Raw genomic sequence first — 20597 nt, 5'->3', positions numbered from 1 at the left:
CGCCAGCCCCGATCGCTCGCCTCCGGGACGGCCGGACGGACCGGGCCCGGGCGTCCCGTCCCAGGTCGGCGCGCTGCCGACCGGGCCACGACCAGCACGGAGACGGATACCGCACAGGCTCACCGCGTGGGGCCTTTCGGCACCCCCGACCTGATTTTCCTCGACGAGCCGACCACCGGCCTCGACCCGCGCAGCCGTGCCGGGTGTGGGACATCGTCCGGGCGCTGGTCGCCGGTGGCACGACCGTCATCCTCACCACCCAGTACCTGGACGAGGCCGACCAGCTCGCCGACCGGATCGCGGTGATCGACCACGGAAGAGTGATCGCCGAGGGCACTCCGGGCGAACTGAAGTCCTCGGTCGGCTCGGGCACCCTCCACGTGCGCGTCCGCCGGCCCGAGCAGCGGGCGGACGCCGAGCGCCTGCTCACCGGCGCGCTGGGCGTCCCCGTCCGGTACGAGTCGGACCAGGTGGCGCTCACCGCCCGGGTCTCGGACGGCGAGCCCGTGGCGGAGGCGCTGGCGGGGCTGAACCGCGCGGGCATCGAGCTGACCGGGTTCGCGCTCGGCCAGCCGAGCCTGGACGAGGTCTTCCTCGCCCTCACCGGCCATCCGGTCGATGACGGCGCGCCCACCCCCACCGAGACCACCGCCGACACGAACGGAGCGAGGGTCGCATGACCGCCGCCGAGACGACCACCGCCGAAACAGACGCCACGGGCACGGGCACGGGCTCCGGTGCGGGCACAAGGCCGCCGGTGGCCGGGGCGGCCGTGCCGCCGGATCTGCGCGCGGTGCTCGCGACCGGTGCCCGCCCGGCGCGGCCCACCCCGCTGGCGGCCTCGCTCACCTTCGGCTGGCGGGCCCTGCTGAAGATCAGACATGTGCCCGAGCAGCTCTTCGACGTGACCGTCTTCCCGATCATGTTGACCCTGATGTTCACCTATCTGTTCGGCGGCGCGTTCGCCGGGTCGACGCAGGAGTACGTGCAGTTCCTGCTGCCCGGAATCCTCGTCCAGGCGATCGCGATGATCACGGTTTACACCGGGGTGACCGTCAACACCGACATCACCAAGGGCGTCTTCGACCGGTTGCGGTCACTGCCGATCTGACAGCCGTCCGCACTCGTCGGAGCGCTGCTGGGCGACGTGTTCCGCACTCGGTGATGGGCGTGAGCATGATGATTCTTTTTCCACACGGCCGAGCAGCTCGGATGGGTCGCGCTGTCGTGCGCGCTTCTGCTCGCCGTGTTCGGCCCCCTGACGATGCGGATGTATCGCGGCCGGAGTTGACCGGCTCCCGAGGCGGCCTGATCAGCCCGAACGAAGGCGCCGGACGCACGTGCAGTGGCCCCTTGCATCGGTTTCTGCATCCGTGGTCTTGCAACTGCACGTTCAGACCTCGATGATCTGTTCTCAGCCTGAAGTGCTGGAAACCGAGCGGGATCGTCCGTGGAGGCAGTGTTGACCCTTGATCAGCCCGTCGTTCGCCGCGGGCAGGACGCCGTTCACGGGGCAGCCGCCACGGCTGAAGGACGACCGGCAGCGAGGGCCCGACATGTACGCCACTCGCGGGGCCGGCACGGTGCGCGCCGGTAGTTGGCCTTGTATCCGTCGCGTTCTCTCTGCCTCCCGGTCGACCTACACCTGATCATCGTCATGGACGACACGGTGCTCCTCACCACCCGTGACACCAGGACCACCCGCGATGCCAGGACCGCGCGTGACGCCACGACGGCCCGTGACACCACGCCCCGGCAGCCGCGGTCGTCGGCGGGCGCACCCCGGCCGGAGCCGCCGGCGCTGGTGTGGCGCCTGCCCGGCGCGCCGCTACGACTGGGCGAACCCGCACGGGAGACGGCCGTGCGCCTGGCCGCGGAGGTCGCCGGCCTCCGGGCCGACGAGGCGGAGCTGACCCTCGCCCATGCCGCGCACCACCGGCTCGCCGGCGAGGAGCGGGTGTCCCTGTACTTCACCGCGCACTGCTGGGACGATGCCGTCGGCCCGGGCGCGGCCGGGGCCGCGCGGGCGAGCGAGTCCGGCGAGGGCGCGCCGGAGGCGATCCAGACCTGCTGGCGGCCGCTGGGCGAGCTCCAGATCGACCTGGACCCGCTCGACCGCACCGCGCTCGTCCACTGGCGGCGCGGCGAGCGGTACTCCGAACCCGGGTGGCATCCTGTCCGACCGCCGACGCCCGGGGGGCTCTCGCCCCTCGACGCGCTGCGCGCCCGCTGACCCCCACGACGCGCACCGCGGGCGCGGCGGCGGGCCCGCGGCGACCCTCTCGACGCCACACACTATTTGGATTCGTGCGGATACGAAGAGTAATATTCTTGGCGGACTCGCCCGTTGGTAGCCCCCCGCATGGTTGCCCGGCCGACGAAATCGTTACGGTCGATCCCGCATATGCGGCCCGGAGTACTGGGCAAGCGTAAAGAATCGGCTCGACGGCGACGGGCCGCGCGAAGTGCGGATTCGTCCGCAAACACGAGGGGGAGTGGCTCTTGGCCGGCCGCGACATCGACTATGACCGTCCGACGCTCATCGGATGCGGTCGCTGCGATGTGCGTTGGACGGCGCTGACCGCGGCGCACTGCCCGACCTGCCACGAGACCTTCGTCGGGTACGCCGGCTTCGACGCGCACCGCGACAGCGGACGATGCCTGGCCCCCGGCGAGGCTGGCTTGCGCTCGGACGGCGGCTACTGGCGCAGGGAGGACGAGCGATCCCCGGGCCGACTTGTCACGATCCCGCGCCAGGTCACGACCGACACGGTCGCCCGTCCCGCGTGACCCTCGCAGGTGCTGGCGACGCTGGTGCCAGCCGCCCGGCAGCTGCCGCCGGCCCCCAGCGCCGAACCTTCGGACGTCGGTTCTCGGCACTCACCGGCCGGGTTTCCTGCCGATCCCTGCCCACAAGAGGTGATTCCCCACCGGTTGCGCAGGACGATCAGTCATAAGCCAGGATTCGGCGCGGGTAAGGCCCGACACCGCATTACGTGCCGCACCCGCAGTTCGACAGAAGAATCACGCAGCGTGGAAGGCGGGCGGCCCGGGCCCGCGCGGTGGGGAACGAGCGGCCCGGTCAGGAACCGAAGCCGGGCAGGAGGAGCTGCTCCTCCAGCGGCGCCCGGCCGGCCACCGCCGCGGACACCGCCGTAACGGCACGTGTCGGACCACGGCGGATGACCGCCGCACGCTCACCCCGCACCCCACGCGCCCCACGCGCCCCACGCGCCTCCACCGGCGCCCACCGAGAGGAGGCCGGTGAGGTGGCCGGCGCGGCGGCACCGGCGATGCCGTACCGGCGGGCCAGGCCCCGGACCAGGGCGGAGATCCGCTCGCTGTAGGCCCGCGGCGCGTAGGAGCCCCCGCCGTAGAGGGATCGGTACAGCGGGAGCAGGTCGGGGTGATGCTCCCCGAGCCAGCCGAGGTACCACTCCCGCGCCCCGGGCCGCAGGTGCAGCACGATCGGGGTCACGCTGGCCGCACCCGCCTCGGCGATGCGGCGCACCGCGCGCTCCAGCGCCGCCGGCGAATCACTCAGGCCGGGGAGCACGGGCGCCATCAGCACCCCGCACTCGATGCCGGCGGCGCCGAGCGCCGCACAGACCTCCAGCCGGCGTTCCGGGCGGGGGGCTCCCGGCTCGACCGTGCGCCACAGGTCGTCGTCGACGAAACCGACCGAGACCGCCGCGCGGACCTCGGTGACGGCGGCGGCCTCGGCCAGCAGGTCGAGGTCACGCAGGATCAGGGTGCCCTTGGTGAGGATCGAGAACGGGTTCGCCGCGTCGCGCAGGACGCCGAGCACGCCCCGCATGAGCTGGTAGCGCCCTTCCACCCGCTGATAAGGGTCGACGTTCGTACCCATCGCCACGGACTCGCCGCGCCACTTCGGCGCGGCCAGCTCGGCCCGTAGCCGCTCGGCCACGTTGACCTTGACGACGATCCTGGAATCGAAGTCGAGACCGGTGTCGAGATCGAGGTAGGAGTGGGTGTTGCGGGCGAAGCAGTATCGGCAGGCGTGTGAGCAGCCCCGGTAGGGGTTCAGCGTCCACCGGAACGGGACGCGCGAGACCGCCGGGACGCGATTGAGCGCGGACCGCGCGTGGATCTCGTAGAAGGTCATTCCGGCGAAGCCCGGAGTGTCGAACGTCCGGGTCACCGCGGCGCGGTCGAGCAGCCCGCGTACCGGGGTGTCCGCGGACTCGACGAGGCTCAGGTTCTCCCACCGCACCCAACCATTAGAACACACGTTCGACATCGGCGTGGCCGGGCGACAGGACTGGCAGGCCAGGCACGGAGCGGGACCGGGCGGCGCGGGCGAGCAGCGCGGCGCGACCGGGCAGCGCGGGCGCGCGGAGCGGGGCCGGTGCGGCGGGCGGCTCAGCCGGACTTCGGAGCGCCGTTGTTCGCCGCCGCCTGCTGTGCCGTCCGCGCGAGGGCCTCGCGCAGGGAGTCGGGGGCGAGCACCCGCACGTGCGGGCCGAATGCCCAGAGCTGGCTCTCGGCGACATCGGGGCTCTCGAACCAGACCTCCACCTCCCGCCAGCCATCCGCGTCGGGCTCGCCGGCCGTGGCCAGCGCCCGCTGGCCGGCCAGCGGGCCGAGCACTCCGGGCAGACTCCGCAGGCCTCGCGGGGACAGCGACAGCCGCGCCGGCCAGCGCAGCAGCGAGCGCGCGAAGTCCTCGTTCGACGACACCCACCACCGCGCCAGGTGGAAGTCGGCGGGCCGGGTGAAGCGGCCCTCCGGCCCGCTCCGGACCGCCGCCTCGACGATCCGGCCGATCCGGTAGCTGCGGACGTCGGACCCGCCGCGGGCCACGAGATACCAGACACCGGCCTTGAGAACGAGGCCCAGCGGCTCGAGAGAACGCTCCACCGTCCGGTCGGGCCGCCCGTAACGGACGGTGATCCGCTGCCCGGACCAGACCGCGCCCGCGACGACCGCGAGGTGCGGCACGGGCTCCTCGGAGCCGAACCAGCCCGGCGCGTCGAGGTGGAAGCGTTCCCGGACCCGGCCCGCCCGTGCCCGCAGCTCCGGCGGCAGCGTCGCGAGGATCTTGGTCTGCGCGGCCGCGGCGACCGTCTCGAGGCCGAGGCCGCCGAGCACGTCCCCGCCCGCCCCGGCGAGGAGCAGCGCGGACGCCTCGTCGCCGGTCAGCCCGTCCAGGTTCGTCCGCCAGCCCTCGACAAGACGGATCCCGCCGTGCGGGCCGGGCTCAGACCACAGCGGGACACCCGCTTCGGCGAGCGCGGCCACGTCCCGGCGCACGGTGCGGACGGACACCTCGAACTGGGCGGCGAGCTCCCCCGCCGTGGCCCGGCCGTGCGCCTGCAGATGGAGCAGCAGAGCCATCAGCCGGCTGGAGCGCATTGACCGAAGGTAACCGCGGACCCGGACAGAAGATGTCAGGGTCCGCGGCGACGATGGGCCCATGACGACGAACACGAGCACAACCACGAAGCCGAGCACGAGCACGACGACGGAGCGGCCGGCCGGCCCGGGAACGGACGCGGCGGGCGTGAGCTGGGGCGAGGTGGAGGCCACCGAACCCGAGTTCACCCGGACGGTACGTGAGCGGTTCGGGACCTTCCGCCATCACGTGCTGGCGACACTGCGGGCCGACGGCTCGCCCCGGGTCAGCGGGCTCGAGGCCGAGTTCCGCATGGGCGAGCTGTGGCTGGGCGGGATGCCGGGCGCGCGCAAGTCGGACGACCTGCTCCGCGACCAGCGGTTCGCGCTGCACGCGAACCCCGGCCCCGGAACCGACATGCACGGCGGGGACGTCCGGATCGCCGGCCGGGCCGAGTGGGTGGACGATCCGGACACGCGCCGGCGCTTCGTCGAGGAGGTTGATCCGCCGACCCCGTTCGACCTGTTCCGCGTACGGATCACCGAGATCGTCCGCATCTGGATGGACGACCAGGAGATGGTCATCGAGACCTGGCGGCCCGACGGCCGCGGCCTGCGGGTGCTGCGCCGGGGCAACGACACTCCGGTCCGCGAGCAGTCCGGCCCGTGAGCGGTGACGACGCCGCGCACCCCACGTGGTCGGCGGCCCGCCGGCGTACTCCTTGACCCTGGAGACGGGGCGCTCGTAACGTCCGAGAAGTCCCACTGAGCGAGCGCTAGAGAAGCATCGTGCCGGCGGCCGGTGAGGGAGTCCCATGGAGAACGCAGTCATCGTCGACGTCGTGCGCACCCCCTCAGGGCGGGGCAAGCCGGGCGGCGCGCTGTCCGAGACCCACCCCGTGGAGCTTCTCGCCACGACACTGAAGGCGCTGACCAGCCGGAACGACTTCGACCCGGCGCTCATCGACGACGTCATCGCCGGGTGCGTCGGCCAGGCCGGTGAGCAGTCGGCGAACATCGGCCGCAGTGCGGTGCTCTCCGCCGGCTACCCCGAGTCGGTGCCGGCGACCACCGTCGACCGGCAGTGCGGCTCCAGCCAGCAGGCGCTGCACTTCGCCGCGCAGGGCGTGATGGCCGGTGCCTACGACGTCGTGGTGGCCTGCGGCGTCGAGTCGATGAGCCGGATCCCGATGCGCTTCGCGGCGGCGGGGAAGGACCCGCGCGGGCCGGGCATGATCGCCCGTTACCCCGAGGGCCTGGCCAACCAGGGCATCGGCGCCGAGCTGATCGCCGCCCGCTGGAAGCTGACCCGTGAGGAGCTCGACGAGTTCTCCGCGCTGTCGCACCAGCGGGCCGCGGCGACGGCCGAGGCCGGCGGCTTCGACAACGAGATCGTCCCCGTCGAGGCGCTCGCGCCGGACGGCAGCACGTTCACGCACACCGTCGACCAGACCGTCCGGCCGACCACCACGGCCGAGGGTCTCGCGGCCCTCAAGCCGTCCTTCTACACCGAGCAGTTCGCGCAGCGGTTCCCGGAGATCGGCTGGCACATCACCCCGGGCAACTCCTCCCCGCTGACCGACGGCGCGTCCGCCGCTCTGATCATGAGCGAGTCGAAGGCCGTCGAGCTCGGGCTGCGCCCGCGGGCCCGCTTCCACGCCTTCGCCCTCGCCGGCAGCGAGCCGCTGATCATGCTGACCGGCCCGGCCCCGGCCACCCGCAAGATCCTCGCCCGGTCCGGCCTGCGGATCGACGACATCGACGCCTACGAGGTCAACGAGGCGTTCGCGTCCGTCCCGCTGTTCTGGGCGAAGGAGTTCGACGCCGACCCGGCCAGGCTCAACCCGCGCGGTGGTGCGATCGCGCTGGGCCACCCGCTGGGCGGCTCGGGCGTCCGTCTGATGGCGACGATGGTCAACTACCTGGAGGCCACCGGCGGGCGCTACGGCCTGCAGACCATGTGTGAGGGTGGCGGCATGGCCAACGCCACCATCATCGAACGCCTCTGACAACGCTGACACTGGCGTCGGCGTCAGCCGTCCCGCAGCAGGCATCTCCGCAGGCATCTCTGGAGGAAGCGTGACCGGTCCGCTGAGCGGATTGCGGGTCGTCGAGCTCGCCGGCATCGGCCCCGGCCCGCACGGCGCGATGATCCTCGCCGACCTCGGCGCGGACGTCGTGCGGATCCAACGTCCCGAGCTGGACGACGGGCCCGACGACCTCCAGCTGCGCGGCCGGCGCATCGTCCGGGTGGACCTGCGCTCCGCCGACGGGCGGGAGCAGGTGCTGGGCCTGGTCGAGCGGGCCGACGTGCTCATCGAGGGCTACCGACCGGGCGTGACCGAGCGGCTCGGCCTCGGCCCGGCGGACTGCCAGGCCCGCAACCCCCGCCTGGTCTACGCGCGGATGACCGGGTGGGGGCAGACCGGCCCGCTGGCCAACCGCGCCGGTCACGACATCAACTACATCTCGCTGACCGGTGCGCTGCATGCCATGGGCGAGGCCGGGCAGCGCCCGCCGGTGCCGCTGAACCTCGTCGGGGACTACGGCGGCGGCTCGATGTTCCTGCTGGTGGGAATCCTCTCCGCGCTGCTGGAACGCGAGCGGTCCGGCGAGGGCCAGGTGATCGACGCGGCGATCGTGGACGGCACCAACGTCCTGGTGCAGATGATGTGGGCCTGGCGTGGCATGGGCGACTGGCACGGGTTCGGGGACTGGTCCGATGAGCGCGGGGTGAACCTGCTCGACGGCAGCCGGCCGTTCTACGACACCTACACCTGCGCCGACGGCCGTTTCGTGGCCGTCGGGCCGCTGGAGCCGCAGTTCTACGCCCGGCTGCTGGAGGTGCTCGGTCTCGCCGACGCGGGCCTGCCCGACCAGTTCGACCCGACCGGGTGGCCGGTGCTGCGGGACGCCTTCACCAAGGCCTTCGCCGCCCGCACCCGCGACGAGTGGACGGAGATCTTCGCGGACACCGACGCCTGCGTCACGCCGGTGCTGAGCTTCGCCGAGGTGCAGGACCACCCGCACATGGCCGACCGCGGCGCCGTCGTGCACACCGACGGGATGGCCCAGGCGGCACCCGCGCCGCGCTTCTCGCGCAGCGCCACCGCGCTACCGGGCCGCGCGGTCGTCGGCGACCCGGCAGCGATCCTGGACGAATGGGCGAAGCCACCGTCAGCGGGCTGAACCGGGCCGGGCCGGACGCAGCCGGGGGGCGGGGCGCGGGGGCGCGTCCCGAGCTCGCCGAGGCCGTGCTGGCCGCGCCGGCCCGCGGAAGTACCCGCAAGCTGGTCCCGCCGGGGCGCGAGCATGCCGGCGGATCGCCGGTGGACTGGCGCAGTTACGACCCGCCGGACCTGCACCCCATCCTCGCCGGCGCGCTGGCCGCCTTCTATGAGCACGGCTATCACGGGACCACCGTGCGCGACATCGCCCGCCGCGCCGGGGTGACCGTCCCGGCGCTGTACTACCACTACGCGAACAAGCAGGGCATCCTCGTCGCGCTGCTCGAGATCACCGTCACCGAGGTCAACGAGCGGGCCGGCGCGGCCGTCGCCGAGGTCGACGACGGGCCGGTGCCCAGGTTCGCGCGGCTCATCGAGGCCGTCGTCCTGTTCATGTCGAACCGGTTCGCCCTCGCCTACCTGGACACCGAGCTGCGCTACCTGGAGCCGGTGAACCGCCGCCGGTACGCGACGCTGCGCAAGAAGCTCGAGAGCCTGCTCGTCGAGATCCTCGCGGACGGGAAGGCGACCGGTCAGATGACGGTCGACAGCCCCCGGGACACCGCCCGCGCCCTGCTGGGGATGTGCCAGGCCATCGCCGGCTGGTACAACCCGGCCGGCGAGCTGTCCCCCACGCAGATCGCCACCCGCTATGTCGGCATCGCGCTGCAGACCGTGGGTGTGGTGCCACGCTGACCGGGGCCGACGTCGCGCTGTTGCTCGGGGCCGGTGTCCTCGCCGGGATCACCAGCACGGTGGCGGGCCTGGCGTCGCTCGTCTCCTATCCGGCGCTGCTCGCGGTGGGACTCGAGCCGCAGGCCGCGAACATGACGAACTCGGCCGCGCTCATCTGCGTCGCGCTGGGCGCGGCCGCGGGTTCACGTCCCGAGCTCGCCGGGCAGGCGCGGCGGGTCGCCCGCTACGGCGCGGCGACGTTGGCCGGCGGGGCTGCCGGGGCGATCCTGCTGCTGACCACCCCCGCGCGGGCCTTCGAGCTCGTCGTGCCCTGGCTGATCCTCGGCGCGGCCGTGCTCCTCCTGCTCTCGCCGCGCGTTGTGAGCGCGGCCGGCGGCGGTGCCGGCACGGCCGGGGGTGCCGGCGTGGATGGCGGTGCCGGCGGCCCGGCCCGGGGCGAGCGCCCGGCAATGCTGCTCGCCGTGTTCGGTGTCGCGGTCTACACCGGTTACTTCGGCGCGGGCGCGGGCGTCGCGCTGCTGGCGATCATGGCGATCGCGATCCCGGAGTCGCTCGCCCGGGTCAACGCTGTGAAGAACGTCGCGTCAGGCTTCTCGAACGCGGTGGCCGCCGTCCTCTTCGCCGTGCTCGGATCGGTCGTGTGGGGAGCCGCCGTGCCGCTGGCCGCCGGGCTGCTGGCCGGCGGAGCGATCGGGCCCCGGATCGTCCGGGTCCTGCCGGCGCCGCTGATGCGCTGGATCGTCGCCGCGGCCGCGACCGGACTCGCCGTCTCCCTGGCACTCGACGCCTACACCTGAACGCACAGGCCGGACGTGCGACCCGGCTCACCCGGAACCGCCCATCACGCGAATGCGCGACGGAACAGCCCCAGGTGACGTCAACCGGGACATGAGGATTAGAGCGGACGCGACCGGGTATTCGCCAGCGCAACGGACAACCAGCCCCACCGAAGAAGGAGCCCCCGATGGCAACCCGGGTCCGCACCCGTGCCTACAGCAGCGTGAGTCTCGGATTTCTCGTCTACCTGGCCATCGGCCTCATCATCACCATCAGCCAGGACTACTGGGACGTAACCGACTGGGACGGCGCGACGCTGCGTCATTTCTTCACCGCGGCGGTGGCGACGCTCGCCTGGCCGCTGTCCATCTTCTACACCTTCGGCCTGACCCCGCGGTGATTCCGGGAGTCCGGGCGGTGCGAGGCCGCCCGCGGCTCCGCGGACGTTCGACCCGGGGCGGTGGGAGGTCCGCGGGGTCGCCACGAGCAGAGTGGTGACCCCGCGGACGTCGCCGTCGCCGCACCCACGCGCACCCGATCGCAGGCTGGACCGGTGGCCGGGCACGACGTCAGGTGGACGGGTGAGCCCCGGTGAGCGTGTGGTCGGGGATCGGGTTGTCAGGGAACGGGTCGCCGGGGAACGGCCGGAGCGCTGTGACGCGCAGTGCGGCCCACTCCCCCGCGGAGAACCCGCCGGCCTCGGTGAACCCGGCGACCTTGAGCACACCGTCCCCGCCAGGCGGGATGACCGACATACCGGCGGCCTCCGCCCCGGCCGACCGGCCCGCCACGAGACCCACGCTGGTCCCGCTGAGGCCCGCGGCGACCCGCTGCCCTGGCCAAAGGATCACTGACGGGCCACGCGGCCCGTCGGCCACCGCCGGCGCCCCCACGGCGGCGCCGGCCGCATCCACCTGGAAGACCGCCGGATACCCGGCGAGGGCGCACGCCCCGTTGCCCTGGTTGGCCAGCACGAGGTCCGCGTGCACCTGGCCCGCGCCGCCCTGCGCGCCGGTCAGCTCCGCGAGCAGATCCCCCGGTGAACAGGCCTCGATCGGCCCGGCATCGGCGGGCCCGGCATCGGCGGGCCCGGTGTCGGCCGGCACGGCTTCGGCCGGGCGGGCCGCAGCCACGGCCAGCGCCGAGGCAGGAGCGCCGAGCCCGACGGCGAGGCCGACCGCGAGCCCGGTGACGAGCACACCGGTGACCGCGCACCCGGAAGTGACCCGACGACATTCGGCCAGTCTCGACGACATCGCGGCGCGGACAGGCCGATCCGACACGGAGCATTCCTTTTCCGGCCCGTATTCCGACACCGCGGCGAATCCGGCCGTCTCAGCAAATCCCCCGGTCTCGGAGAATCCGCCGGTCGCGGCGAATTCCGTCGCCTCGGGAAATCCGGTGGGCCGGGCCGGGAGAACCGCCCGGAGCCGTCGAGGGGTGATCCCCGCCCGGCACATCGCCAAACGGCCGTGGGTGGATGAAGAAAGACGCATGACGCCCTCCCGGATCCCCCGATCTGTGGGCTCCGCACCGGCATGCCGCCGCGTTCCGATCATGTTCCCCGCCGGAGGCCGCGCCACACCCGTCCGGTGGGGTCCCGGCCGCGCCGCGCCGGGGCGGAACCGTCCGAACCGGGCTTCGCGGCCCCCGAAGGCGGGCCCGGTCGCGACGGACGGGCGGCCGTCACCGGACGGCCCGCCCGCCCGCCCGACGCCGTACCACGGCGTAGCCCCTGGACCGACGCACATCCCACAGGCCATGGTGAAACGGTCCGCTTCCGGCGCGCGTTGAACCAGCTCGACGGGGGTAGGCAGGTCCGCAGGGCGGCCGCCGAAGACCGGCGGCCGCCTTACTCGACGGAAGGGATCATGAAAAGCTCCGACGACGCCGGATGTAGTTCCGGCCGACCCACGCGTAGGGAAGCGCCCGCGGGGGTCGATCGGTGACAGAGGCGCTCCTCCTGCTCCTCAGCTTTGCGCTAGTCATCGCATGTGGCATCTTCGTCGCGGCCGAGTTCGCGTTCGTGACGGTGGACCGGCCCACGGTCGAGCGCTCCGCGGCGGACGGCGACAGCCGCTCGGCGGGCGTCCTCACCGCACTGCGAAGCCTCTCCACCCAGCTCTCCGGCGCACAGCTGGGCATCACCATCACCAACCTGGCGATCGGCTTCCTCGCCGAGCCCGCCATCGCGGACCTACTTGAAGGTCCCGTCACGAGTCTGGGTGCCTCCGAGGGCCTGGCACGCGGTCTCTCCGTGGCCCTGGCACTCGTGCTCGCGACCGCGTTCACGATGTTGTACGGCGAGCTCGTCCCCAAGAACCTGGCCATCGCCAGGCCGCTGGGGACGGCGCGCGCCGTCCAGCGTCCGCAACGGCTGTTCACCCAGGTGACCAGCCCGGTGATCCACTCGCTGAACAACACCGCGAACGCGCTGCTGCGGCGGGTCAACGTCGAACCCCAGGAGGAACTGGCGTCGGCACGTTCCCCGCAGGAGCTGTTCTCGCTGCTCGGCCGGTCGGCCGAGCACGGAACGCTGCCGCGGGAGACGGCGACGCTCATGCAGCGCTCGCTGACCTTCGGCGACCGGGTCGCCGAGGACGTGATGACTCCCCGGATGCGCATGCAGTCGATCGACGCGGACGCCCCCGTCGCCGAGGTGATCAGCGCCGTCCGGCGTACCGGGCACGCCCGGTTCCCCGTCATCGGCGACGGCAGCGACGACGTCGTCGGCCTGATCCACGTCAAGCACGCGGTGAGCGTGCCGGAGGAGCGGCGCGACACGGTACAGGTACGCTCCGTGATGATCCCCGCGGCGACGGTGCCGTCCTCGATGCCCCTCGAGCCGCTGTTGGAGACGCTGCGCTCGGGCGGCCTGCAGATGGCGATCGTCGTCGACGAGTTCGGCGGGGTCGACGGCCTGGTGACGGCGGAGGACCTCATCGAGGAGATCGTCGGTGACGTCGTCGACGAGCACGACCGGGTCAGCCCCCGGGCGCTGCGCCGCCGGGACGGCAGCTGGCTCGTCTCGGGCCTGCTGCGGCCGGAGGAGGCCAGTGAGGTCACCGGCCTGCCGATCCCGGCTGACGACGCCTACCAGACGCTGGGCGGCCTGATGTCGCGCACCCTCGGGCGCATCCCCGGCACCGGCGACACGATCGTCCTGGACGGCATCCGCTACGAGGTCGAGCGGATGGACGGCCGCCGCGTCGACCGCATCCGGCTCGACCCGCGGGGCGACGCCGCGACGAACCCGGCGCGGGCCGACATCGCGGAGCAGCCCTCGGGCGAGGCGCCAGCCACGACTCCGCCACCCGCGACCCCGGCGGACACGAAGGCCACCGACGAGAATCCACCGACCGCAGCGCCAGCGGACACAGCGCCGGCGGACGCGGCACCGACGGGCGCGGCGCAGGCAGACACAGCCCCGCCGGCGGGCACAGCGCCAGCGGTGGGCACAGCACCGCCGGCGGGCACGAAGCCGCCGGGCACCGGGCCGGGACGGGCCAGCGGCCGGGACCGCGCTGACGACGCGGGCCGGCGCGGGCGCACGCGGTCGGTCTCAGCCGGGGTCAGGGAGTCCGAGCGATGAACGACGTTCTCGCGCTGGCCGTAACCGTGCTGCTGCTCGCCGGCAACGCCTTCTTCGTCGGGGCCGAGTTCGCGATCATCTCCGCCCGCCGGGACACCATCGAGCCGATGGCGCTCGCCGGTTCCCGGGCGGCGAAGGTGACCCTGAAGGCGATGGAGAACGTGTCGCTGATGCTGGCCGGAGCCCAGCTCGGCATCACGGTCTGCACGCTCGGTCTGGGCGCGCTGAGCGAGCCGGCCATCGCCCACCTGTTGGAGGGGCCGTTCGAGGCCGTGGGCCTGCCGCTGTCGCTGCGCCATCCGGTGGCGTTCGCGATCGCGCTCACGGCCGTCACCTACCTGCACGTGGTGATCGGCGAGATGGTCCCGAAGAACATCGCGCTGGCCATGCCGGACCGGGCGGTCCTGCTGATGGCCCCGCCGCTGGTCGCGGTCGTCCGGGTGGTGAAGCCGGTGATCTCGATCCTCAACCGGATCGCGAACCTCTCCCTGCGGGCGGCGCGGGTCGAGCCCAAGGATGAGGTGACCAACGTCTACACGCGCGACGAGGTGGCCGGGCTCATCGAGGAATCACACCGCGAGGGCCTGCTGGCGGAGGACGAGCACGACCTGCTGACCGGCGCGCTGTCGTTCGACGAGCGCACCGCGCGCAGCGTCCTGCTCCGCCCCGACAGCCTGGTCACCGTGCCGCCGTCCATCACGCCCCGCGAGGTCGAGCGGCTCGCGGCCGACACGGGCTTCACCCGGTTCCCGGTCCGCGGGGACGACGGTGACCTCGTCGGCTACCTGCACCTCAAGGACGTCCTGGAGAACCGCGAGGACCGACGTTCGGCCCCGGTGGCGGCCAAGTGGATCCGGCCGCTGGTCCGCGTCGGGGCGGACGACAGCCTGCGCACGGCGCTGGCCACCATGCAGCACTCGGGATCGCACCTGGCCCGGCTCTCCGACGGCGAGGGCCGGATCCTCGGCCTGGTGGCGCTGGAGGACATCCTCGAGGAGCTGGTGGGCGAGATCCGCGACGAGGCGACCCGTCAGCGCGCCTGAAACCGGCGGGGGGCGTGCCGGGTGGGCGCTGGGCCGGCTCAGCGCCCACCCGTCGCCGGGTGCCGGGTGCCGGGCAGCTGAGCTGACGGACGGACGCGGGCGGGCGGGCGTCAGCGCGGCCGTCAGCTCAGCGCCTCGCCGCAGAGGGCCATGGGCATCTGGACCTGGAAAGCGTCCGCGGCCGGGGACACTCGGACCACGCTCACGCAGGCGGTGGGCGCGGACTTCACCGCGAGGTCCACCGGCCTGGGCAGCAGCCCGTCCGCGTCGTAGTCCGCCACCTTGCGCAGCGCGGCGATGTAGCCCGCGCGGGTGGGGCACGGACCGGCCTCGACGAGGCCCCGGAGGAAGAGGTCGGCGGTCATCCAGCCGACCAGACCGGTGGTCTGCTCCCGGCGCTCGATCTGGGGGGCGTAGCGGGACATCCCGTCGAGGTAGCGCTCGTGCGCCGGGGTCCCCGCCTCGAAGGGCACGAAGTCGACGAGGAAGAAGCTGCCGGCCAGGCCCTGTGGACGGCGATCGAGCAGGCCGGGGTCGTACCCGATCGGCACCATCACGACCTTGATGGTCGCCCCGGCCTGCCGGGCGGCGGTCGCGACGTCCGCGAGCGCCTGCGGGGGCACCACTCCGGTGATCATGTCGGCGTTGGCCGCGCGGACCCGGGCCGCGACGGCGTTCAGGTCGAAGCCGGTCGGCGTCCAGTCGACGGTGTCGACGACCTCGACCGAGCCTGCGCGCAGGCTGTGGGCGATCCGCTCGTCGATCTGCCCCGAGGCGGGGATCTGCTCGGTCCGCAGCAGGACGGCCCGGGTGGCGCCGTGCGCACGGGCGAACACTCCGAAGACCGAGTTCCCGAGCTGGCCGCCGAGAACGTTGGAGTAGCCGAAGGCGTTGTCGCCGCTGGCGGTCAGATCCTGGCCGATGGTCGGCACGCCGCGCTCGGCGAGGTAGCTCACCGCCTCGGTCGCGATGCCGCTGGTGCCGACGATCGCGAAGACCTGGTCACGGTCGACGAGCAGGCGGGCGCCGCGTAGTGCGCCGTCGGACGTCGATTCGTCGTCGCGCCAGTCGTACCGCACCTGCCGCCCCTGGATGCCGCCGGTACCGTTGACGACCCCGAGCCTGGCGTCGATGCCGGCCCGGAACGCGCGGGACAGCGGCGAACCCGAGCCGGTGTCCGGGTAAAGGGCTCCGAAGCGGACCTCGTCGGGGGTGACGCCCGGCGTTGGCGCGCACGAGGCGCGGGCCCCGGCCGTCCTGTCGGTGCCGTCGGCGGAGCACCCGGTGAGCAGGATCGACCCGGCCATGCCCAGCCCGGCGACGACGGCGGCGATCCGCCGCAACGGACGGAGCCGGCGCGCCCGCTGGGCCCGCCGCGGCGGGCCGATCCGGCCGACCCGGCCGGCCTCTCGCTCGTGCGCGGCGGGAGTCGGTCGGGTCGTCATCGGTCTCTCCTGATGTCCGGGTGCCGCGACAGGTGCGGGCGAGGCGCGGGCGGGCGGAACCTCCTGGGCCGGTCCCGGCCCGAAGACGACTCCGGCACACCGTGAAGCCGGCACACCTGGAAAAGGGATAGACCAGGACACTAGGTACGGCTAGGGGCAAACCGACTCGGCAAACCGTACAACATCACGGCAGCCAGGCCCAGTAACCGCAACCAGATCGACCCGCCCGCCCACCGAATGGCGCGTACACGGACTGTTGTCGGACGGACAGCGGCGCCCGGTCAGCGGCGCGGACCGGAGGCGACGATCACCGCCATCGACGGGGCCCACCAGTAGCTGCAGTCCGCCGGCGGACGCAGGCCGTCGACGACCCGGACCGAGAACGTCTCGAAGTGCTTCAGCAGCGCGCGCTGGTGGCGGCGGGAGAGGGAGTCGATCTCGTTCGAGTAGTAGGTGAACGACCCGTCGTCCGTCAGGTGCGCGGCGGCGTGCGGGAAGAAGTGCTCGGCGAACGTCGCGTCACGCACCACATAGTCGTCCACCTCGCGCTCGTCCAGCGGATAGGTGTCGAACAGGATGCCGTCGAACCGGCCCAGCCCCGGCAGGGCGTCCTGCCAGCGCCCCGGCACGATCTCGACCCCCTGCCGCCCGTCGGCTCCGGCCCAGGCGCGCGCCGTGGTGGCGACGTCCGCGTTCGCCTCGATGATCGTGTGGGTCGCCGGCCGCAGCTCCTGGATGAAGCCCGCCGAGATACCGAGGCCGAAGCCGACCTCGCACACCGAGCCGCCGGGACGGGTGGCCGCGCGCGCGAGCGCCAGCATCAGCGGGCGTTCCCAGGTCTGCATCACCTCCTGGCCGGAAACGAGCAGGGTGCCGTCGGCGACGGTCGGCGTGGCCTCGTCGACAGCAGTGTCGATCTTCGGACGGGTCACACCCGGGACCATGCGCGGCGCGACCTCGTCGAGCGCGCCGACGTCGGCGACGAAGTCGTCCAGCGCCCGGCCGAGCAGCCACCGCCGCGGCTCGTCGGCCACCGGCGCCAGCAGCGTCTCCGACGTCGGGGTGAGTGTGACCTCGAATTTCGCTGCGCGGCGGAGCACGTGACCTCCCAGATCGACACCATCGGGGCGAACCGGCCAACGGTCGCGCGAAAGAACGCGCCGGTGGACGGCCGGGATGCACGGTATCCGCCGTCAGGCACCGATCCGACCGGTTCGGCCGGGTCCGAGCGACGAGAGCTGCCGGACCCGGCGGCTCCGCCGGGTTCACCACGAGCAACGAACAGGCCTGCCAGACCTGGGATCTCGCTAACCGGCGTGCCGTAGGATCAGCTTGGTGCGGTGTGCACGGATGATCGTTACCGAGTGACCGCCGCTGGCTGACCGCCGCCGAGTGATCGTGTGCGGATGTCGTTCAGGCGGCCGGCAGCACGGAACGATCATCGGTGTGGCTCGTAGGTCGGGAGATCGGCGGGCGGCGCACTGGCCGACCGGGTGGGGGCGGCGCTCGAGTCCGTCGCACGGCGCGCCGGGCGGTGGCGCCGGGCCTGCCCGCGCCGGGTCGTCGACCTCGGCAGCCCGCGGCTGCCGTGACAACCGCAGGAGTGGGGCCGCGTGACCGGAGCTACGCCACCACCGGTGTCCGGGAACACCGCGCGCCCGTTGCGGACCGAGGACCCGGTACAGCTCGGCGCCTACCGGGTGGTGGGCCGGCTCGGCCAGGGCGGGATGGGCGCCGTCTTCCTCGGGCAGGCGCCGGACGGCACCGCCGTCGCGATCAAGGTGATCCGCCCCGAGCTGGCCTCCCGGCCGGAGTTTCGCGCCCGCTTCGCCCGAGAGGCCGAGAGCGCCCGCCGGGTCCGCCGCTTCACCACCGCGGCCGTACTCGACGCCGACCCGAACGGGCCGCAGCCGTACCTGGTCACGGAGTTCGTCGAGGGCCCGACGCTCTCCCGCCACGTGGCCGCGCGCGGCCCGATGCGGCCGGCCGATCTCGAACAGCTCGCGGTCAGCGTCGCCACCGCGCTGTCGGCCATCCACGCCGCCGGCATCGTGCACCGCGACCTCACCCCGGCGAACGTGCTGCTCTCCCCGGTCGGCCCGAAGGTGATCGACTTCGGGCTGGCGCGTGAGTACGACACGGTCAGCGACCTGTCCCGCAACGTGAAGCAGGCGATCGGCACGCCCGGCTACATGTCGCCGGAGCAGATCCTCGACCTGCCGATCACCGCCGCGGTCGACATCTTCGCCTGGGGATCAATCATGATCTTCGCGGCGACCGGGCACCCGCCGTTCGGGCACGGCCGGATGGAGGCCGTCCTCTACCGCATCATCAACGAGCAGCCGCAGCTCGACGGCGTGACGGGCGAGCTGCGCGAGCTCGTCGAGCTCGCCATGCGTAAGGACCCGACCACCCGGCCGAGCGCCGAGGAGCTGCGCGCGTCGCTGATGGGCGGGGTGGCTATCCCCGACCGGAGCGCGGCACCCGGGCCGCCGGGCGGCGCCGAAGGCACGGCGGGCACGGCCGGGGCGCCCCGCGGCCGCCGCTGGTCCCGCGGCGGGCGCCGAGACCGCGCGGGGACAGCCTCGGGAACCGCCGCCGGCGCAGCCGCCGGAGCGGCCGCGAGCGGGCCGGTCGGACCAGGCGACGTGTCCGGAGCAGGCGGAACACCTGGAGCAGGTGCTGGCGGAGCAGGTGCTGGCGGAGGCGGGAGCGCTGTCGGAGGCCGTGGCGGGAGCGGAACCGCGGCGGCGGCGCACGGGCCGCTGACACACGCGCCGCGGGCCGGTGCCGGGCCCGCGCTGGGCACCCCGCCGCCGGCGTCGTCGTTTCCCGGCGTCTCCTCACCGGGCTCCGCCCAGCCCCGCACACCGTCGGGACCGATCTCCCAGCCGCCTCCATACCCGCTGTCACCCGCGCCCCAAGGCCAGGGCGGCCAACCGGCCGGCGGCCAGGGCACCGGCGGGCCGGGGTGGTCGGGGCCGGTGCCCGCGGGGCCGCTCGCGCGACCAGCCGAGTCGTCCGGGCCGGTGTCACCGGCGCCGGGTGCCCCGGCCCCGGCCGGCTCCGACGAAGGAGCGGGTGCCGATCCGTCGCAGGGCGCGGAGTCCGGCCACGGGTCCAGGCGCCGCACCATGGTCCTCGCCGGGTTCGCGGCGCTACTCGTCGCCGCCGTCGTCGTACCGATCGTTACCCTCGGTGGCGGCGGTGACGACGGGTCGAGCGCGGACCGCGAGGCCATCGCGGCGCACCTCGCCGCGACCGCCGCGGCCAGCCGCGCGCAGGACCCGGCGCTCGCGGCTCGACTGAGCCTCGCCGCCTACCGGATCGCACCCGTCCAGGCCGCCGAGGACGCCATGGTCGCCTCGTTCGCCGGCGCGTCCGCGGTGCGCACGCCGGCCTCGGCCGTCCCCTACCGGGATGTCGCCATCAACCCCGCCGGTACCGTCCTCGCCGCCACCAGCGCGGACGGCGCGCTGCGGCTGTTCCGGCTGACCGACGGCGGCGAACCGGCGCTGATCAGCGAACGCCGCTCGGACGACCCGTCCGAGGGCATCGCGTTCACCGGCGACGGCACGCGGATCGCGACCGGCGGAACGCAGAGCGCGGCCCGGCTGTGGAATGTCACCGATCCGGCGAACCCCCAGCAGGTCGCCCAGCTGGACGGCCTGTCCCGTCCCGTGCAGGTGGCGTTGTCCGCGGACGGATCGCTGCTGGCCGCGGCCGCCGAGGACGGCACGTTCGGCCTGTGGAACGTCGCGAACCCGGCCGCCCCCGCGATGCTGCGCCTCCAGCGCACCGCCGCGGTGATCACGGACATGGCCCTGACCCCGGACGGGAAGCTGCTGGCCACCGCGGGGATCGGTGGTGACGTCCAGCTGTGGAATATCGCGGACCCGCGCAAACCGGTCCAGGCGGGGGTGGCGTCCGGAGCGGTCGGCGCCGTGAACGCCGTCGCCTTCGGCGCGGATGGCCACCGGATGATCACCGGTGGCGACGATCGCACCGTGCGCGTCTGGGATGTGCGCGACCCGATGGCCGCCCGTCTCACCAGTGAGCTGCACGGTCACACCGCCCCGGTCAACGCCGTCGTGTTCGGTGCCGGCGGCCAGCCCGTCAGCGGTGACCAGGCGGGCGTCGTCGCCTACTGGGACACCTCGAGTGCGGCGCCGATGGTCCAGGTGGGCAATCTGAAGAGCTCGGTCCTCGCCCTGGCGACGGACGCCGCGGACGACCGCCTCGCGCTGAGCACCGAGTCCGGGCAGGTCGCGGTGTGGTCGACGGACGCCGCGAAGCTCACGACGATCGCCTGCGCAGACCCGGACGCCCGCATCAGCCGGGCCGAATGGGAGCAGCGGATCAGCGAGCTCCCGTTCCGGGACCCGTGCACCGCCTGATCTCCACCGTCGCCTGATCTCCACCACGGGCTGATCGCCGCCGCCCGATGTCCGTCCGCCGCGGG

Annotated in this window: 16 protein-coding genes and 2 pseudogenes; 13 read left to right on the top strand and 5 right to left on the bottom strand. The window is 73.4% G+C overall.

Features of this window, described 5'->3' with window-relative positions; genetic code table 11:
* Positions 1-141: 141 nt before the first annotated feature.
* From MXD62_RS39725 to MXD62_RS12975, 4 genes and pseudogenes are all read left to right on the top strand, one after another.
* A pseudogene (locus MXD62_RS39725) lies at positions 142-680 on the top strand (DUF4162 domain-containing protein); the annotation flags it as partial.
* Between the two features lie 77 nt (positions 681-757).
* Positions 758-1108, top strand: a pseudogene (locus MXD62_RS12985) (ABC transporter permease); the annotation flags it as partial.
* Between the two features lie 549 nt (positions 1109-1657).
* Complete coding sequence (locus MXD62_RS12980) at positions 1658-2233, top strand: NUDIX hydrolase (protein ID WP_248829524.1); 576 nt, start codon at positions 1658-1660, stop codon at positions 2231-2233.
* Between the two features lie 269 nt (positions 2234-2502).
* On the top strand, positions 2503-2790 hold the full coding sequence (locus MXD62_RS12975) for a hypothetical protein (RefSeq protein WP_018503211.1): 288 nt from the start codon (positions 2503-2505) through the stop codon (positions 2788-2790).
* 292 nt (positions 2791-3082) lie between these two features.
* On the opposite strand, the gene MXD62_RS12970 is transcribed toward MXD62_RS12975, so the two are convergent.
* Both MXD62_RS12970 and MXD62_RS12965 read right to left on the bottom strand, forming a co-directional pair.
* Positions 3083-4234: an Rv2578c family radical SAM protein gene (locus tag MXD62_RS12970; protein WP_248829523.1), complete on the bottom strand. Its 1152-nt coding sequence runs from the start codon at positions 4232-4234 to the stop codon at positions 3083-3085.
* 149 nt (positions 4235-4383) lie between these two features.
* On the bottom strand, positions 4384-5376 hold the full coding sequence (locus tag MXD62_RS12965) for a YafY family protein (RefSeq protein WP_248829522.1): 993 nt from the start codon (positions 5374-5376) through the stop codon (positions 4384-4386).
* Between the two features lie 61 nt (positions 5377-5437).
* On the opposite strand from MXD62_RS12965, the gene MXD62_RS12960 reads away from it, so the two are divergent.
* The 6 genes from MXD62_RS12960 to MXD62_RS12935 all read left to right on the top strand — a co-directional run bounded on the left by MXD62_RS12960 (position 5438) and on the right by MXD62_RS12935 (position 10455).
* Positions 5438-6025 carry a pyridoxamine 5'-phosphate oxidase family protein gene (locus tag MXD62_RS12960; protein ID WP_248829521.1) on the top strand — a complete coding sequence of 196 codons (588 nt, stop codon included), beginning with the start codon at positions 5438-5440 and terminating at the stop codon, positions 6023-6025.
* A gap of 145 nt (positions 6026-6170) precedes the next feature.
* Entirely contained in the window at positions 6171-7364 is a 1194-nt protein-coding gene (locus MXD62_RS12955; protein ID WP_071065602.1) for a thiolase family protein, read from the top strand.
* Between the two features lie 70 nt (positions 7365-7434).
* On the top strand, positions 7435-8544 hold the full coding sequence (locus MXD62_RS12950) for a CaiB/BaiF CoA-transferase family protein (RefSeq protein WP_248829520.1): 1110 nt from the start codon (positions 7435-7437) through the stop codon (positions 8542-8544).
* Positions 8517-9278: a TetR/AcrR family transcriptional regulator gene (locus MXD62_RS12945; protein WP_248829519.1), complete on the top strand. Its 762-nt coding sequence runs from the start codon at positions 8517-8519 to the stop codon at positions 9276-9278. The genes MXD62_RS12950 and MXD62_RS12945 overlap by 28 nt, the downstream gene beginning before the upstream one ends.
* Before the next feature lie 20 nt (positions 9279-9298).
* Entirely contained in the window at positions 9299-10075 is a 777-nt protein-coding gene (locus tag MXD62_RS12940) for a sulfite exporter TauE/SafE family protein (RefSeq protein ID WP_248829518.1), read from the top strand.
* 167 nt (positions 10076-10242) lie between these two features.
* Positions 10243-10455, top strand: coding sequence for a hypothetical protein (locus tag MXD62_RS12935; RefSeq protein WP_020459561.1), 213 nt, complete (start codon positions 10243-10245; stop codon positions 10453-10455).
* A gap of 169 nt (positions 10456-10624) precedes the next feature.
* Here the strand turns inward: MXD62_RS12935 and MXD62_RS12930 are convergent, their stop codons facing one another.
* Positions 10625-11338: a DUF4232 domain-containing protein gene (locus tag MXD62_RS12930; protein WP_248829517.1), complete on the bottom strand. Its 714-nt coding sequence runs from the start codon at positions 11336-11338 to the stop codon at positions 10625-10627.
* Positions 11339-12000: 662 nt separating this feature from the next.
* Between MXD62_RS12930 and MXD62_RS12925 the strand changes: the two genes are divergently transcribed.
* Both MXD62_RS12925 and MXD62_RS12920 read left to right on the top strand, forming a co-directional pair.
* The gene (locus tag MXD62_RS12925) at positions 12001-13647 is read left to right on the top strand and encodes a hemolysin family protein (protein WP_248829516.1); all 1647 of its coding nucleotides are present in this window, start codon (positions 12001-12003) and stop codon (positions 13645-13647) included.
* Positions 13644-14690: a hemolysin family protein gene (locus MXD62_RS12920; RefSeq protein ID WP_071065605.1), complete on the top strand. Its 1047-nt coding sequence runs from the start codon at positions 13644-13646 to the stop codon at positions 14688-14690. The genes MXD62_RS12925 and MXD62_RS12920 overlap by 4 nt, the downstream gene beginning before the upstream one ends.
* Positions 14691-14812: 122 nt before the next feature.
* Here MXD62_RS12920 and MXD62_RS12915 read toward each other — a convergent pair whose 3' ends face one another.
* On the bottom strand, positions 14813-16135 hold the full coding sequence (locus tag MXD62_RS12915) for an ABC transporter substrate-binding protein (protein ID WP_248829515.1): 1323 nt from the start codon (positions 16133-16135) through the stop codon (positions 14813-14815).
* A gap of 281 nt (positions 16136-16416) precedes the next feature.
* On the bottom strand, positions 16417-17235 hold the full coding sequence (locus MXD62_RS12910; protein ID WP_071065607.1) for a class I SAM-dependent methyltransferase: 819 nt from the start codon (positions 17233-17235) through the stop codon (positions 16417-16419).
* Between the two features lie 513 nt (positions 17236-17748).
* On the opposite strand from MXD62_RS12910, the gene MXD62_RS12905 reads away from it, so the two are divergent.
* Positions 17749-20532 (top strand): WD40 repeat domain-containing serine/threonine protein kinase, encoded by a 2784-nt coding sequence (locus tag MXD62_RS12905; protein WP_248829514.1) that lies wholly within the window; start codon positions 17749-17751, stop codon positions 20530-20532.
* Positions 20533-20597 lie beyond the last annotated feature (65 nt).

The sequence above is a fragment of the Frankia sp. Mgl5 genome (genome assembly GCF_023242985.1).
Lineage (GTDB): Bacteria > Actinomycetota > Actinomycetes > Frankiales > Frankiaceae > Parafrankia > Parafrankia soli.
This window is presented reverse-complemented; position numbering and strand designations above follow the sequence as displayed.